A 15,989-nucleotide genomic window follows, 5' to 3' on the forward strand; every position below is an offset into this window, starting at 1 on the left:
TTATAAACAATCCTATGATTATAGATTTAAAGATAGGTTACTTCCTAGATTATTAGGAAAAACTTAAAACTACAGGAAAAAATTACTATTTAATCCCTATTGACACTCTTGAAATCCAACCTGTTATATTACAAAAGACAACATTTTGTAATCATACTGTTACTTGATTTATTTTACAGGTTTCTCTGTTGTACTGGCTTTTAAAGGCAATATATGTAAGTTCTTTATCTACCCCCAAAAACTATGATAAAGTATAGAAATGATATAGAGAAAAACTGTCATCATTGGAGGAGCTTATATGTTATCTAATGCAGAGATTGGAATCGATTTAGGTACTGCAAATATACTTTTTTATTCAAAGACTAAGGGAATTGTCTTGAACGAGCCATCAGTTGTGGCTATTGATATGAATACGAAACAGGTCGTAGCTGTTGGATCAGAAGCAAAAGAAATGGTAGGTAAAACCCCACAGAACATAGTCCCAATAAGACCATTAAAAGATGGTGTTATCGCTGACTATGATGTGACTGCACAGATGCTTAAAGAATTTTTGAAAAAAGTAAGCAAAAAAATGGGGCTATCCATGCGTAAACCGACTGTTGTTGTATGCACTCCATCAGGAAGTACAACAGTAGAACGTCGTGCCATTCATAATGCCGTTACGAGTTACGGTGCAAAGCATGTTCATTTAATAGAAGAACCGGTTGCTGCTGCAATTGGTGCTGATTTACCTGTTGATGAACCAATAGCAAATGTTATTGTTGACATTGGTGGCGGCACATCTGAAGTTGGTATTATTTCATTTGGTGGTGTTGTTTCATGTAATTCCATCCGTATCGGTGGAGACAAGATGGACGAAGAAATAACCCATTTCATACGAAAAAAATACAATATTTTAATCGGTGAGCGTACTGCCGAAAATATTAAAATGGATATCGGCCATGCACATGAGGAACATACCGAGGAAAAAATGGAAGTACGTGGTCGAGACATGGTGACAGGTTTACCGAAAACCGTAACTGTTTCTTCGAAGGAAGTTTATTCTGCATTAAAAGAATCTCTTCAGCAAATCCTGGAAACAATTCGTGCCACATTGGAAGAATGTCCACCAGAATTAAGCGGTGATATTGTTGACCGCGGAATAGTGCTTACCGGAGGCGGCGCCTTACTAAATGGCATGAAAGACTGGTTAGCAGACGAAATAATTGTACCTGTCCATATTGCACCAAATCCACTGGAATCAGTTGCAATTGGAACAGGACGAGCACTCAAAATGATAACAAAATTACAAAAAGCAGCAAAATAATGCTAATAAAAGCCGTGTACCCAGCAATGGGCACGGTTTTTTTGAGCAACTAAGAGAGTCGATTTACCCCCCTTCTGTTGATTCACGCTCCTTTTCTGTTGATTCATGCCTCTCTTCTGTTGATTCATCCCCCTCTTCTGCAGATTCACGCCTCGCTTCTGTTGATTCATGCCTCTCTTCTGCAGATTCACGTGCCTCTTCTGCAGATTCACGCCCTTCTTCTGTTGATTCATCCCCCTCTTCTGCAGATTCACGCCTTTCTTCTGTTGATTCATCCCCCTCTTCTGCAGATTCACGCCTCGCTTCTGTTGATTCATGCCTCGCTTCTGCAGATTCACGCGCCTCTTCTGCAGATTCACGCCTCGCTTCTATCGATTCACGCCCCTCTTCTGCAGATTCACGCCCTTCTTCTGTTGATTCACACCTCTCTTCTGCAGATTCACGCGCCTTTTCTGGCACTTTTCCATCAAAATACTAGATAACTATTTACAAATTTTTCTGAATATAATACTATATAGATAGTGAATCATGTAAAAACGTCTCCGCGTTTATGACACATGATCGATAAAGCACGAATCAAATGAATGCTGCCTAATCTGTTTACAGTCCTATTCCAGTTCTGATTCAACAGGTAAAAGCCAGTTCAAATTGACTTACAGGGTAGTCTGTAGTCATTTTGGGGTGGCTTATTTTATTTAAGAAAGGAGTGAGCAAATGGCTGGAGCACTTGAAAATATCAAGGTTCTGGATTTGTCACGTGTACTTGCTGGCCCATACTGTACAATGATTCTTGGTGATCTTGGTGCAGAGGTTATAAAAGTAGAAGCACCCGGTGGAAGTGACGAAACGCGCAAATGGGGTCCTCCCTTTCAGAATGGAGTTAGCGCTTATTACCTTAGTGCCAATCGCAATAAAAAAAGTATAACTGTCGATCTAAAGTCGGAGGAAGGTATTGACGTTATTAAAAAACTCGTAAATGAAAGCGATGTCATCATTAATAACTTTAAATCCGGGAAAATGAAGCAATTTGGTTTGGACTACGAAACACTCGCAGAAATAAACCCTGGTATTGTATATTGTTCCATTACAGGATTTGGTGAAACCGGTCCATACAAGGATATGCCGGGATATGACTTTATTATTCAGGCGATGAGTGGTCTTATGAGCATTACTGGTGACAAGGAATCAGGTCCACAAAAAATGGGAGTAGCGATTACTGATATTTTAACAGGATTATATGCTTGTATAGGAATTCAGGGTGCACTGCTCGAACGTACACAATCAGGTAAAGGACAAAAATTGGATATTTCTCTTTATGACTCTGCCGTCAGTGCTCTCGTAAATATTGGCAGTAACTACTTAATGGCTGAAAAAATTCCGACTGCGCTTGGGAATCATCATGCCAATATTGTACCCTACCAGACTTTTAAAACAGTTGATGGAGAAATGGTCATTGCAGTTGGAAACGACAATCAGTTTAAGAGACTTTGCAATGTTTTAGGGAAACCGGAATATTCATCAGATAAGCGATTTCAAACAAATCCCGATCGTGTTGAACACCGGGATGAGCTTGTTCCGTTATTACAGGATGTTTTTTCAACCAAATCAACAGCATACTGGCAGGAAAATTGTGAAGAAAATAATATCCCATGCGGACCTATCCAGACAATTGATCAAGTAGCAAACGACCCGCAGCTTAATGAACGGGATATGTTTATTGATAGTATTCATCCGACTGCAGGAGCTATTCGAATGATTGGGAGTCCACTTAAACTTTCACGAACACCCTTTCAGCTAAAACACCACCCACCAGATGCTGGTGAACATACTGATGAAATCTTAAATCAATTAGGAATATCAAAAACGAACAATTAGGAGATGATTAGATGGATTTTAATTTTTCAGAAGAACAAACGATGCTGCGTACTACGGTAAGAAACTTTGTTGATAAAGAGATAATGCCTAATATTGCTGACTGGGACCGCGAAGGAAAATTCGACCCTTCCATTATGAAAAAACTCGCCAATCTTGGATTAATGGGAGTTTGTATTCCAGAAAGTTACGGTGGCAGTGGGATGGATTATAATTCACTTGCAATTGTCTGTGAGGAACTGGAGCGTGGCGATACAGCATTTCGTACTTCAGTTTCCGTCCATACCGGCCTTAACAGTATGTCCTTACTTCAATGGGGTACTGAACAGCAAAAAGAAAAGTACTTAATTCCGCAAGCAAAAGGTGAACAGGTTGGCGCCTTTGGATTAACCGAACCTGGTGCTGGATCAGATGTTTCCGCATTACAGTCCACTGCTGTTAAAGATGGTGATCATTATATTTTAAACGGTCAAAAAACATGGATTTCCTTATGTGATACGGCTGATAATTTTCTTGTTTTTGCCTATACCGACAAGGACAGTAAACATCATGGTATTTCTGCTTTTATTGTTGAACGAACATGGGAGGGTTTTTCCTCAAAAGCTACGAAAGGAAAGTTAGGTATTCGAGCAGGTAACACTGGGGAGCTTTTTTTTGACAATGTAAAGGTTCCAAAAGAAAACTTACTCGGTGAAGAAGGAGAAGGATTCAAAATAGCAATGGCATCACTTGATAACGGGCGATTTACAGTTGCTGCTGGTGCAGTCGGGCAAATAAGAGCATGCCTTGAAGCAAGTGTGAAATATTGCCATGAACGCGAAACATTTGGAAAACCAATCGGAAAACATCAGCTTGTTCAACGCATGATTGCTAATATGGAAGCAGGACTGCAAATGAGCAGCCTCCTCGTTTATCGTGCAGGTGAATTGAAAAACGAAGGAAAACGAAACACGCGCGAAACGTCAATCGCAAAATGGCAGGCATGCGATTTCGCCAACAAAGCTGCTGATGACGCTGTTCAAGTTCACGGGGCATATGGCTATTCAGATGAGTATCCTGTTGAACGTTACCTGCGTAACTCGAAAGCACCAGTTATTTATGAAGGAACCCGGGAAGTCCATACTCTAATGCAGGCAGATTATGTATTGGGTTATCGACAGGATAAGCAGTTAAATAAGATGTTGCCAGCTTGGGAAGGAAAATAGTCAAAGGAGGGTCTCACATATGTTCGAAAATGAAACAAAAAGTATTTTTATTAATGGTAAATGGCGAAATGTAGATTCACAGCAAACGGATACTATATACAACCCGGCTACACTGAAACCAATAACAAAAGTGGCTTATGGTGGAGCAAACGAAACTGAAGAAGCAATCAAAGCTGCATCAGAGGCATTTCAACTATGGGGTGAAATGACAGGTCGTGAACGATCACGCATATTATACAAAGCACATGAACTTATGCTTGAAGAAGTCGACCGATTAGGGGAAATTTTAACGATCGAGCAAGGCAAACCAATTAAAGAGGCAAAAGGTGAAATTAAAGGTGCTGCAAGCTTTTTACTTTGGTATGCCGAAGAAGCAAGTCGTGCGTACGGAGAATGGATTCCTTCTTCTAATAAAACTAAGCGACTGCTAGTTATTCCGCAACCTGTTGGCGTGGTCGGTGCTATTACACCGTGGAATTTTCCCGCATCCATGATAACCAGAAAAATAGCACCTGCATTAGCTGCTGGCTGTACGATTGTGTTAAAGCCAGCTCCAGAAACACCATTATCAGCCATCGAAATTGTCAAGATACTTGAACGCGCAGGCATGCCTAATGGTGTTGTAAATTTAGTGACTGGAGATGCAGAAGCAATCGGAAATACAATGCTAACGAGTAAAGAAGTTCGTTTGATAACATTCACTGGTTCAACAGAAGTCGGAAAACATTTAATGCGGGAAAGTGCTGATCACGTTAAAAAACTATCACTTGAGCTTGGCGGTCATGCACCGATTATCGTGTTTGACGATGCAGATATTGATAAAGCAACTACCCTTGCATTAGCAAGCAAATTCCGAAATAATGGCCAAACGTGTATTTGTGCTAATCGGATTTATGTTCATGATTCCGTTAAAGACATCTTTACACAACAGCTTACTAAAAAAGTCGAAAAGCTAAAGATAGGTTATGGGCTTGATGATGATACAGATCTCGGTCCACTAATCAATCAACAAGCATCAGAGAAAGTTCAGAAACATCTTGATGATGCTATTGAAAAAGGGGCAGCAATTGTTACAGGCGGTGATAAATGGTCCGGAGACATGGAGGGTTATTTCTATCAGCCTACTGTTCTATCAAGCATTTCGGATGATATGCTTATCATGAACGAAGAAACTTTTGGCCCCGTCATGCCAATTCAAACGTTTACAGACGAAAAGACAGCACTCCAAAATGCAAATAACACAGATTACGGATTAGCCGCCTATATTTTCACAGAAACAACAAGCCGCGCTATCCGTGTTTCTGAAAAGCTTGAATATGGAATTGTTGGTGTGAATGATGTATTTCCAGCGGTTGCTGAAGCGCCATTTGGAGGTATCAAGCAATCAGGTGTTGGGAAAGAAGGCGGGCATTACGGTATGGATGAATTTCTGGAGATGAAATATGTATCGATGGGGATAGAATAAAGTAGTGCTCCCACCTCGCTCTGGTGGGGGCACTTTAGTTACCCATATAATGCTCATACTGCTTATATAAATCATTCAATGCAGATGCCAACGCATTCCCAGCTTTACCTAAATAATGCTCCTTCACTTCGTCAACAGGCATTTCAATTCCATCCTGCAAGCTATGTCCTCTAAGTAATTGCTGCACAAATTGCCTTCCATGTTCTGTTGCCAGTGTACAATTAGCTGCTACAATCACGCCATATTTTTTGTCAATTTCAGCAGTGATGGTCAATGTTTCATACATATTTTTCGCAGCCATACCAGATGGAAGCCTGGCATGGCCAGCTATAAAGACTGTATTCATAACAATTCAGATCCCTTCGCAATTATAAATCTGGCCCGCGATAACCTAATTGCCTCGAAATAGTTTGAGCAGATTGCTTTGTCTTACTTTTTAGTAGTTTTAGGTTATCTCCTTCAAAATGACTGGATAACCCGCTGACAGCTAATGCGGCGATAACTTGGTTGCGAGAATCAAAAATTGGATAAGAAATTCCTGTCGTATCAGCATCTTGCTCCCCAATACTATATGCATATCCATCCTGGTAGATTGTTTCCAGTTGCTCCATTAATTGCTGTTTATCAATTGGAGTATGATCACCTAACCGATATAGTTCTGAATTACTTAATATTTCTTCCTGCTGTTCACGTGACATATTAGCAAGCAGCATCTTAGGACCAGATCCCACATACAGTGGTGAACTTTTTCCAATTCTAGTATACAATCGCAACGCTCTTGAACTGTCCACTTTTTCAATGTACGTCGCTTCATCCTGACTAGAGATAACCAAATGAATTACTTCATTAATCTCCTGTGCGAGCTCTTCCATATATGGTAAAGCAATCGTTCTTATCTCCAGTTGGTCTGATACGATTTGTCCCAATTCAAGTAACTTTAATCCCAATCGGTAGCGGCTATCATGTTCGTTTTCCTTTGTTTTATATAAAAAATCACTAGATTCCAAAGCGGATAACAGTCTGTATGCGGTTGGTTTTGGGATTTCAGCCTTATTAGCAATCTCTTTCAATGTTAATTCCGGTGTTTCCATTGTAAAGTAATTTAGTAGTTTTAATGCCTTTATCACACTTTGATTCATGGCCGAAGTCTCCTTGTTGCATCTATTTTCACCAAAACGCTGTAATTATAATAAAGAGGTTGCCTCATTTGATGTAGGACAACCTCAACAAATCCATTAAATATTTACATGCTCTTTTTCTGTATTACCTGTTTCCAGTATGTTTACATCTCTTTTTGCCATTTCCTTCATGTAAGTTTCACCCGGGACACACTGTTCTGGAGGGTATACACCTCGTTTAGAAATTGTACCATTTCCAATCATTTGTGCAACTACCGAAATGGTATTGGCTGTAGCACGGGCCATTGCTGTAACATTATTTACTCTATCTTTATAAGTCGTCATTTCGTATTCATATGTTTTTGGTCTTCCATCTTTTTCACCTGAAACTTTTATTCGTAATAAAACTGCATCGTCCTTCTCTTTTAGATCGACAATTGGATCAAGGACCTTTAACAATACCTCTCTTGGATTAATTTTTTGTCCATTGACATCTACTTGATAATCCATCCGCGTCAAATTAAGATCAACAAGTAATTTAAACTTTTCTGCATGACCAGGATAACGAATTGTTTTGTATTCCAGTGTTTTTAAGTTCGGATATGATATCGATAATGTAGATGTCCCACCAGATGTATGGAAAGCCTCCAATGGTCCAAATTTTTCAAAATAAACACGTTCAACCTCAGTCAACGATGAAATTTCCTGCTTCACTCCGTTTCGAACAATAAGGGATGGGTCTGTATAATGATCAAATACACCTTCCATGGAAAATACATGATTATATTCAAATGGTGGCTCTGGTTTAAGCGGGATACCGCCTACATATAGTTTAATTTCCTCTAGTTTATCTAACTTGCTAGCACCATGACCGGATAAAATGTTAATCATACCTGGAGCAACGCCCAAGTCAGGGATTAAAGTAACCCCTGCAGCTGCAGCATCCTCTTTCATCGCCAAAACTTTATCTGTCATGTGGCCAATGTGACCACCCAAATCTACTGAATTAACCCCAACTTTAATTGCTGTCTTTGCAACAATTTCATTAAACGAATAAAACAAGGCGTTTATGATCACATCAAACTGGCGCATATAGTTAGCCAATTCCTGCTCATCACTAGCATTTACCTGATAAGCTGTCAGTTTAGTAGAATTTAATTGATCACAAACCTGCTGGGCTCTCTCCAAATCAATATCTGCTAACCCTACAGCAGTTACACCTTCACTTTCTACTAAATCGCGTGCAGCTTCTTTCCCCATTAATCCAGATCCTAATACACCTATTTTCATACATCCTTCACACTCCCTGTATAAGATTTTATATTTAATTCCACCTTGTATACCTATTTTGAACAGTCGCTTTTGCTTTTCTTTGTCTGGCTGCGGCTCCTACCGACTAGTGGACTTCCTTCTCCTCCTTACGAAAATCAACGTCGTTTCGCTTACGCTCTTCGCGTTTCCTCTATCTCATACGGATCAGTCCACTCCATACGTCGCTGAACAGTCGCCTTCGCTTTTCTTTCTACTCAACGTCTATTTGGGCGCGTTGGAGTTTCCCGCTGAAATCCACATAGACTGCTTTCCATTCAGTGAATACATCAAGCGCCTGAACACCAGAATCGCGATGTCCATTACCGGTTCCTTTTGTACCTCCAAATGGCAGATGGATTTCTGCTCCTGTTGTACCTGCATTGACATAAACGATCCCTGTATCAAGATCACGTTGTGCTTTAAACACACGATTGACATCACCTGTGAAGATCGAGCTTGATAACCCAAATTCCACGCCATTATTTACTTCGATCGCTTCTTCAAAGCTTTTCACGGGTACCAATGAAACAACTGGCCCGAAAATCTCTTCTTGTGAAATACGCATTTCAGCTGTTGCGTCCGTGAACAATGTTGGGGCAAAATAGTGACCCTTTGCATGATCACCCTCATCCATAACATAGCCACCAGCCAGCATTTTAGCTCCTTCATCTTTGCCTATCTGAATATATTTTTTAATTTTTTCAAGACCTGCATTATTAATGATCGGTCCTACTTTTATTGACTCATCAAGACCGTCACCGATTGTTAATTTCTCCATTTCAACAAGCAGACGCTCTTCCAGTCTTTCTTTTACATCTTCATGAACAATTACGCGGCTGCATGCTGTGCAGCGTTGACCACTAGTTCCGAAAGCACTCCATAAAATACCTTCGACGGCAAGGTTAAGGTCCGCATCATCCATGACAATTACGGCATTCTTCCCACCCATTTCTAGTGATACTTTTTTCAGCTGTTCCCCGCATTTACTTGCAATGCTCCGGCCAGTATCGTTTGATCCAGTAAATGATATAACACGAATATCATCATGGTTTACCATTGCATCACCAACCGCTGATCCCTTTCCAAAGACAACATTCACAACACCTTTTGGCAATCCTGCTTCTTCAAATATCTTAGCGAGTTCAAACGCCATAATCGGTGTTTCTGTCGCCGGTTTCCAAACAACTGCATTACCAGAAACAATTGCTGGAAACGACTTCCATGTTGCAATGGCGATTGGAAAATTCCATGGTGTGATAATTCCAACAACACCAACAGGACAACGTTGGCTCATAGCAAATTTATCCTTTAGTTCTGCTGGTGTCGTTTGACCAAACATACGACGACCCTCTCCAGCCATGTAAAATGCCATATCAATTCCCTCTTGCACTTCGCCTCGTGCTTCTTCAATTACTTTTCCATTCTCCATTGTCAGTAATTGTGATAAACGTTCTTTACGTTCTTTCATGATGCTTCCAACACGGAACAGTACCTCCGCACGTTGTGGTGCCGGAACTAGCGCCCATTCCTTTTGAGCTGTTTTAGCAGCTTTAACAGCAGTGTTTACATCCTCACTGCCTGATAAAGGTACGTCAACAACTGTTTTTCCATTTGCTGGATTAATAACCGCGGTCGATTCATTAACATCGATCCAATTACCATTGATAAAGTTTTTAAGTTTTTCTGCCTTGAGTAATGTTTCAGTCATTCTAAATACCTCCTAAAAATTAGTGTGTAATCTATCTTGTAGCACGATCACGAATTTGCGTAATCGTGGATGAAACTGAAATCTGTTCTTTGTCGGTCAAAATCTCAATCACTGCTGGTCTGTTTTTTTCTAAGGCCATTTCAAGAGCTTCAGCAAACGCCTCTATTGTAGTAACCTGATAACCGTCAGCACCAACACTAATCGCTAAATTTTTAAAGGAAACAGTTCCTAAATCAGTACCAACCACTTTCTCCGGGTACTGAATTTCCTGGTGCATGCGAATGGTTCCATACATGTTATTATTAAAAACAAGACATATGACTGGAATATTATTTCTAACTGCTGTTTCCAGCTCCTGAACGGTCATCATAAAACCTCCGTCACCAGATAAAGAAACAACTGTTTTTTCCGGAAAGGCCAATTTCGCCCCAAGCGCTGCTGGCATTCCATAACCCATCGCTCCAGATGTTGGCCCTACATACGTATGTTTTTCGGTAAATGGATAAAAGGCATGCAGCCAACCAGCAAAATTACCCGCATCATTTGTTAATAAAGCATCTTTGGGCAACTTTTTTTCCATCAACGCAATAATATGTTTATTGATTACGTCATTATGAGAAACATTTAAACTGCTTACCTCCTCATGTGCTTGACGACGCTCTTTCACCCAATTAATCCATGAACAATCGACATCTATCTTAGCTAACACTTGTAATGCTTCACCTACATCAGCTACAATTCCTGCATCAGGTGCGTAAACCTTTCCGATTGTGTCATAACTTATATCAATATGGATAAGTTGTTTGTCTGCTGTAATAATTTGATAATCCTGTGTTGTTACCTCTGAAAGACGGGTGCCGAGTGCGATAACCAGATCTGCCTGCTCTACGGTTTGCAGCACTTTTTTATTGGTCCCAAGCCCAAGATGCCCTACATATAATGGATGATTATTCGGAAAAACATCCTGCCTGCGAAACGCTGCCATTACAGGGATTTTATACTTTTCAGCAAAAGCTACCAGATGTTCTTCTGCCTGCGAGCTTTTCACTCCACCTCCAGCTATAATCAATGGTTTCTTTGCTGATGAAAGCAATTCTTCAACATGGTCAATTTCCTGTTGCGCTGGTACTGGTGACGGATTAACGGTTACAGGTCCAAATTGCATAGCAGCTTCAACTGGGAGAACATCCTCCGGCAGCGAAATAATTACTGGTCCCGGTCTTCCAGTTTGAGCAATTCGGAATGCCCTCTGAACAATTTCAGGCATGCGCTCCGCATCCTTAACCTCCACTGCCCACTTGGCAATGTGCTGAAAATAACGGTCAAGATCAACTTCCTGAAATCCCTCTCTGCCTCTAAACTTGCTATGTACCTGTCCTAGAAATACGACCATTGGAGTTGAGTCTTGGTATGCAGTATGCACTCCAATTGATAGGTTTGCCGCCCCAACGCCACGTGTAGCAAGCACAATACCAGGTTTTAAGGTCGACTTTGCATACCCTTCAGCCATAAATGCCGCTCCACTCTCATGTCTTGCACTTAAAACACGAATACTCTTCTCGTCATGCAATGCGTCTAATACAGGCAAATAACTTTCACCAGGAACACAAAACACATTTTTAATCCCCTCTATTTTCAAGCATTCCACGATTGCTTGAGCTGCTGTTATGGTCTTCGTTATTCGTGTTGCTTCTACCGTACTCTTCACTTTTGGACCACCTCCTTAAAATCTAACTTTTGAATCCTTTCAATCACATCATCTAAACGTTCGGTAGTAACTGTCAGCGCTACTCTGATAAAGCCTTCACCACGTGGGCCGAACGCGTTTCCAGGTGTTACGATAACTCCTGCTTCCTCCAGTAATTTATTAGCGAATGACATGGAATTAAAGCCATCAGGAACCTTTGCCCAAAGGAAAATGGTGCCGTTCGGCTTATCAGCATAGATACCAAGTTCCTGGAAAGCATTGTGTAATTTCTCCATTCGTTCCTGATAAATCTTGTTATTCTTGGCTACTTGGGAAAAATTGCTTTTCAACGCAGTAGCAGCCGCTTTTTGAATAGGGAGGAATTGACACGTATCAATGTTGCTTTTAAACGTTGATAATGCCTTAATAACTTCTTTATTTCCAACCATGTAACCAATACGCCAACCAGTCATATTAAAGCTCTTTGACAAGGACCCGAATTCCACAGCATTTTCTTTCGCACCAGGAACTTGCATCACACTAGGCGCCTTGTACCCGTTGTAAGTAACCATGTCATAGGCGGCATCATGAACGAGCAAGAGATTATTTTTTCCAGCAAATGTAATCGCTTTCAAAAATGTGTTATAACCTACAGTTGCCGCCGTTGGGTTACTCGGGTAATTTAAAAGCATTAATTTTGCCCGTTTTACTGCAGCACCCTCAACTTGGTCATATAATGGAATATAGCCATTCTGTATATCCAATGGTAGTGGAACACTTTCTCCTCCAGCTAAATGAACAGCTGTCCGATAGACAGGATAACCAGGATCAGGAACTAATACCATGTCATTATAGTTTAGCGTAGCTTGCATTAAGTTGGCTATTCCTTCCTTTGAGCCAATTACAGCCATAACCTCCGTGAATGGATCTAAGTCAACATTATACTGTTTCTTATAAAAATCAGCTACTGCCTCTTTGTACTCTACGCATCCGCTATATGTCGAATACCGGTGATTTTCAGAAATCCTGGACTCCTCAGTCAATCTATCAATCACAAAATCTGGTGTCGGCAGATCAGGCGCACCAATCCCTAAATCGATTACATCTACTCCACTTGCTTCCAGTTCCTTTTTCTTTCGTTGAAACTCTGAAAATAAATAGGGTGGCAAATTCTTTACTTTGTCAGAAACAAAGTTCATTCTTTCCCCTCCACATTTCATATAGTAAAACGTTGTTTCATATCTAATTTAAGTATAAATCAGTATTTTAAAATTTGCAATTGTTTTTAATATACAGAATTCAAATGATTCAAAAGTCTTGTTTACTTTTCATTCCAATAATCAAAAGATATAAGTTTCAAACCCCCTCATTCATTGTTATTATGAAGGTGGTTAGAAAACTTGGCTTATCGCTAAGCCTTAGTTGTACTTTTACAGTAAGAAAGTATAAATCCTTTCTTAACTGTCAAAAAATTTCTGAACAAATGAGGTATGATAATATGAACACGGAGAAAACATATGCGAACCAATTAGATCAAAAAGATAACTTAAAAGATTTTCGTAAGGAGTTTTATATATCAAATGGGACCATCTATTTAGATGGTAATTCATTAGGGATCTTATCAATGCGAGCTGAACAAGCGGTAGATGACGCCGTTAACGCATGGAAAAAATACGCGATAGATGGATGGACTGAGGGAAAACATCCCTGGTTTTATTTATCCGAAAAATTAGGATCGATGACCGCACCTTTAATAGGAGCAAAAAAGGATGAAGTAATTGTAACGGGATCCACAACGACGAACATGCATCAGCTTGTTGCCAGTTTTTATAAACCGAACAACAAGAAAACCAAAATACTTGCAGATGAGTTAAACTTCCCTTCTGATATTTATGCTCTGAAAAGTCAATTAAAACTAAAAGGGTATGATCCAGATGAGCACCTTATTCAAATAAAAAGCAGAAATGGAAATACACTTGAGACAGAGGATATTGTAAAAGCCATGGCTGATGATGTAGCTTTAATTGTGCTGCCAGGAGTTCTCTACCGGAGCGGACAAATTCTTGATATGGAAAGGTTAACCAAAGAAGCACATAAACGCAATATTACAATCGGCTTTGATTTGTGTCATTCAATTGGTGCAATCCCACATCAACTATCCGAGTGGGGTGTTGATTTTGCATTCTGGTGTACCTATAAACATTTAAATGCTGGTCCTGGAAGTGTTGCCGGCCTGTATGTTAATCAAAAACATTTCGGCAATGAACCGGGACTTGCTGGCTGGTTCAGTTCTTCAAAAGAAAAACAATTCGATATGGAGCATACTTTGACACCGGCTGAGGACGCTGGTGCCTATCAAATTGGTACACCACACTTATTAAGTGCTGCACCATTACTTGGTTCTCTGGAAATGTTCAAGGAAGCAGGGATTAAACAGGTTCGCCAAAAATCTCTTGAGCTTACTCACTATTTAATGGAACTAATCGACAGTGAATTATCCGATTATAATTTTACTGTAGTTAGTCCGACAGATGAGGTTACTCGTGGTGGCCATATTTTCCTTGAGCACAAGGAAGCCGCTCGTATCTGCAAAGCATTGAAAGCCGATGGAATCGTACCGGATTTTCGGACGCCTAACGGAATTCGCCTTGCCCCGGTTGCTTTGTATAATACATTTGAAGAAGTGTGGAAAACTGTTCATATTCTCAAACAAATTATGAAGGAAGAACGCTATAAAAGATATGAAAACAAACGGGGGGTAATTGCATAATGACAGAATCAAAGTGGATTGATATCTCACAACCATTAACAAATGATATGGCACACTTTCCAGGAGACACGCCATTTGACTATTCACTTACCTATTCAATAGAACAAACCGGATCAGTTAATGTCGGGCAAATGACAGGAAGTTTACACACCGGAACACATATTGATGCACCTTTTCACTATGATTCAAAGGGAAAAACGATTGAAGAGCTTGACATAAATCTAGCGATTGGAAAAGCAAAAGTAATTGATGTTAGTGATGCAGAAAAAATTACAGCCGAAACATTTCAGGGTTATGACTTCAAAGGTATCTCGAGAGTGTTGTTGCATACCTCTCTGCCAAATAATCCAAACCGCTTCCCAGATAAAATGCCGGATTTAGACCCTGGTGTTGCTCCTCTTTTAAAGGAAAAAGGCGTAAAACTAATCGGTGTTGACATGCCTTCAGTTGATGCTCCTGATAGTAAAGATTTAGCCACCCATCATGCATTATATGACAATGGGATTTTTATTTTGGAAAACCTCATGCTCGACCATGTAGTACCAGGAGATTACGAGCTAGTTGCTGTCCCGCTCGCTATTACAGGTGCTGATGCTAGTCCAGTCCGCGCTGTATTAAGATCACTTAGTTAAAGGAGGAAATTTTTTGAGCGATAATAAGTTCACTAATGAAGAGGGGATTCATACCGATTTTATGGAAGATATGAACTACGGTGATTACTTGCAGCTAAATCAGTTACTGACTAGCCAGAAACGTTTATCTGGACATCATGATGAAATGTTATTTATCATCATTCATCATGTCAGTGAGCTTTGGCTTAAATTAATTATTCATGAGACGAAAGCTGCTGTGACCTCGATTCAGGAAGATGACCTGCAATCTTCGTTTAAAATGCTTGCACGTGTTTCTAAAATTCAGGAACAAATTATCCAGGCTTGGGATGTGCTATCAACATTAACACCTGCTGAATACATGGAGTTTCGTGACAAACTTGGCAATGCATCCGGTTTCCAATCCTATCAATATCGTTTGGTTGAATTTGTTTTAGGTTATAAAACACCACATGTCCTTAAGATTTACAAAAAGGACCCAGAGATCCATGCAATATTGGAAGATGCCTACTATAAACCAGGGCTTTATGACGTTTCGATTCAGGCATTAGCACGTAACGGTTTTGATATTAATCCAGATGTACTTAATCGCGATTTTTCCAAAACATATGAAAAGGATGACTCAGTTGAACAGGCCTGGATGAAAGTATATCGGAACGTATCCGACCATTGGGAGCTCTATCAGCTTGCAGAGAAATTGGTCGATGTTGAAGATTGGTTCCAGCAATGGCGCTTTCGCCATATGAAAACGGTCGAACGGATTATTGGACATAAAACGGGAACAGGCGGTTCATCTGGAGTCGGTTACCTAAAACAAGTATTGGATCACTACTTCTTTCCTGAATTGTGGGATTTAAGAACTAAAATATAAATCTTTGTCTATTTTTTTGCGCAAAGAGTAAATAATGATATAATACTGTACAACATTAAAGAAAA

General features: G+C 40.1%; 14 protein-coding genes. 7 read left to right on the forward strand and 7 right to left on the reverse strand.

Annotated elements, in window-relative coordinates; genetic code table 11:
* Positions 1–298: 298 nt before the first annotated feature.
* A complete protein-coding gene (gene mreBH / locus BLS02_RS17455; RefSeq protein ID WP_092494311.1) occupies positions 299–1,306 on the forward strand; it encodes a rod-share determining protein MreBH in 1,008 nt (335 codons plus the stop codon).
* 63 nt (positions 1,307–1,369) lie between these two features.
* Here the strand turns inward: mreBH and BLS02_RS17460 are convergent, their stop codons facing one another.
* Positions 1,370–1,765 carry a hypothetical protein gene (locus BLS02_RS17460; RefSeq protein ID WP_092494312.1) on the reverse strand — a complete coding sequence of 132 codons (396 nt, stop codon included), beginning with the start codon at positions 1,763–1,765 and terminating at the stop codon, positions 1,370–1,372.
* A 255-nt stretch (positions 1,766–2,020) separates the two neighbouring features.
* Here BLS02_RS17460 and BLS02_RS17465 point away from each other — a divergent pair, with 255 nt between their 5' ends.
* From BLS02_RS17465 to BLS02_RS17475, 3 genes are read left to right on the forward strand one after another with little or no spacing between them, the layout of a single operon-like run.
* Entirely contained in the window at positions 2,021–3,181 is a 1,161-nt protein-coding gene (locus tag BLS02_RS17465) for a CaiB/BaiF CoA transferase family protein (RefSeq protein ID WP_092494313.1), read from the forward strand.
* A gap of 11 nt (positions 3,182–3,192) precedes the next feature.
* Positions 3,193–4,383: an acyl-CoA dehydrogenase family protein gene (locus BLS02_RS17470; RefSeq protein ID WP_092494314.1), complete on the forward strand. Its 1,191-nt coding sequence runs from the start codon at positions 3,193–3,195 to the stop codon at positions 4,381–4,383.
* A gap of 19 nt (positions 4,384–4,402) precedes the next feature.
* A complete protein-coding gene (locus tag BLS02_RS17475) occupies positions 4,403–5,848 on the forward strand; it encodes an NAD-dependent succinate-semialdehyde dehydrogenase (protein ID WP_092494315.1) in 1,446 nt (481 codons plus the stop codon).
* 34 nt (positions 5,849–5,882) lie between these two features.
* On the opposite strand, the gene BLS02_RS17480 is transcribed toward BLS02_RS17475, so the two are convergent.
* The 6 genes from BLS02_RS17480 to BLS02_RS17505 all read right to left on the reverse strand — a co-directional run bounded on the left by BLS02_RS17480 (position 5,883) and on the right by BLS02_RS17505 (position 12,871).
* On the reverse strand, positions 5,883–6,194 hold the full coding sequence (locus tag BLS02_RS17480) for a DUF3870 domain-containing protein (RefSeq protein ID WP_092494316.1): 312 nt from the start codon (positions 6,192–6,194) through the stop codon (positions 5,883–5,885).
* Between the two features lie 22 nt (positions 6,195–6,216).
* Complete coding sequence (locus tag BLS02_RS17485) at positions 6,217–6,987, reverse strand: IclR family transcriptional regulator (RefSeq protein ID WP_092494317.1); 771 nt, start codon at positions 6,985–6,987, stop codon at positions 6,217–6,219.
* Between the two features lie 96 nt (positions 6,988–7,083).
* Positions 7,084–8,256 carry a saccharopine dehydrogenase family protein gene (locus BLS02_RS17490; protein WP_092494318.1) on the reverse strand — a complete coding sequence of 391 codons (1,173 nt, stop codon included), beginning with the start codon at positions 8,254–8,256 and terminating at the stop codon, positions 7,084–7,086.
* A gap of 232 nt (positions 8,257–8,488) precedes the next feature.
* On the reverse strand, positions 8,489–9,985 hold the full coding sequence (locus BLS02_RS17495; protein ID WP_092494319.1) for an aldehyde dehydrogenase family protein: 1,497 nt from the start codon (positions 9,983–9,985) through the stop codon (positions 8,489–8,491).
* Positions 9,986–10,016: 31 nt separating this feature from the next.
* Positions 10,017–11,693 carry a thiamine pyrophosphate-binding protein gene (locus BLS02_RS17500; protein ID WP_254788809.1) on the reverse strand — a complete coding sequence of 559 codons (1,677 nt, stop codon included), beginning with the start codon at positions 11,691–11,693 and terminating at the stop codon, positions 10,017–10,019.
* Positions 11,690–12,871 carry an aminotransferase class I/II-fold pyridoxal phosphate-dependent enzyme gene (locus BLS02_RS17505; protein WP_092494320.1) on the reverse strand — a complete coding sequence of 394 codons (1,182 nt, stop codon included), beginning with the start codon at positions 12,869–12,871 and terminating at the stop codon, positions 11,690–11,692. Before BLS02_RS17505 ends, BLS02_RS17500 begins: the two co-directional genes overlap by 4 nt.
* A gap of 284 nt (positions 12,872–13,155) precedes the next feature.
* On the opposite strand from BLS02_RS17505, the gene kynU reads away from it, so the two are divergent.
* From kynU to kynA, 3 genes are read left to right on the forward strand one after another with little or no spacing between them, the layout of a single operon-like run.
* A complete protein-coding gene (kynU, locus tag BLS02_RS17510; protein ID WP_439144728.1) occupies positions 13,156–14,442 on the forward strand; it encodes a kynureninase in 1,287 nt (428 codons plus the stop codon).
* Positions 14,442–15,074, forward strand: coding sequence for an arylformamidase (gene kynB, locus BLS02_RS17515; RefSeq protein ID WP_092494322.1), 633 nt, complete (start codon positions 14,442–14,444; stop codon positions 15,072–15,074). The genes kynU and kynB overlap by 1 nt, the downstream gene beginning before the upstream one ends.
* 13 nt (positions 15,075–15,087) lie before the next feature.
* Positions 15,088–15,924, forward strand: a complete 837-nt coding sequence (gene kynA / locus BLS02_RS17520; RefSeq protein WP_254788810.1) for a tryptophan 2,3-dioxygenase — start codon at positions 15,088–15,090, stop codon at positions 15,922–15,924.
* The last annotated feature ends 65 nt before the right edge of the window (positions 15,925–15,989 follow it).

Origin of the sequence: Virgibacillus salinus, from assembly GCF_900102415.1 — a bacterium.
Lineage (GTDB): Bacteria > Bacillota > Bacilli > Bacillales > Amphibacillaceae > Lentibacillus > Lentibacillus subterraneus.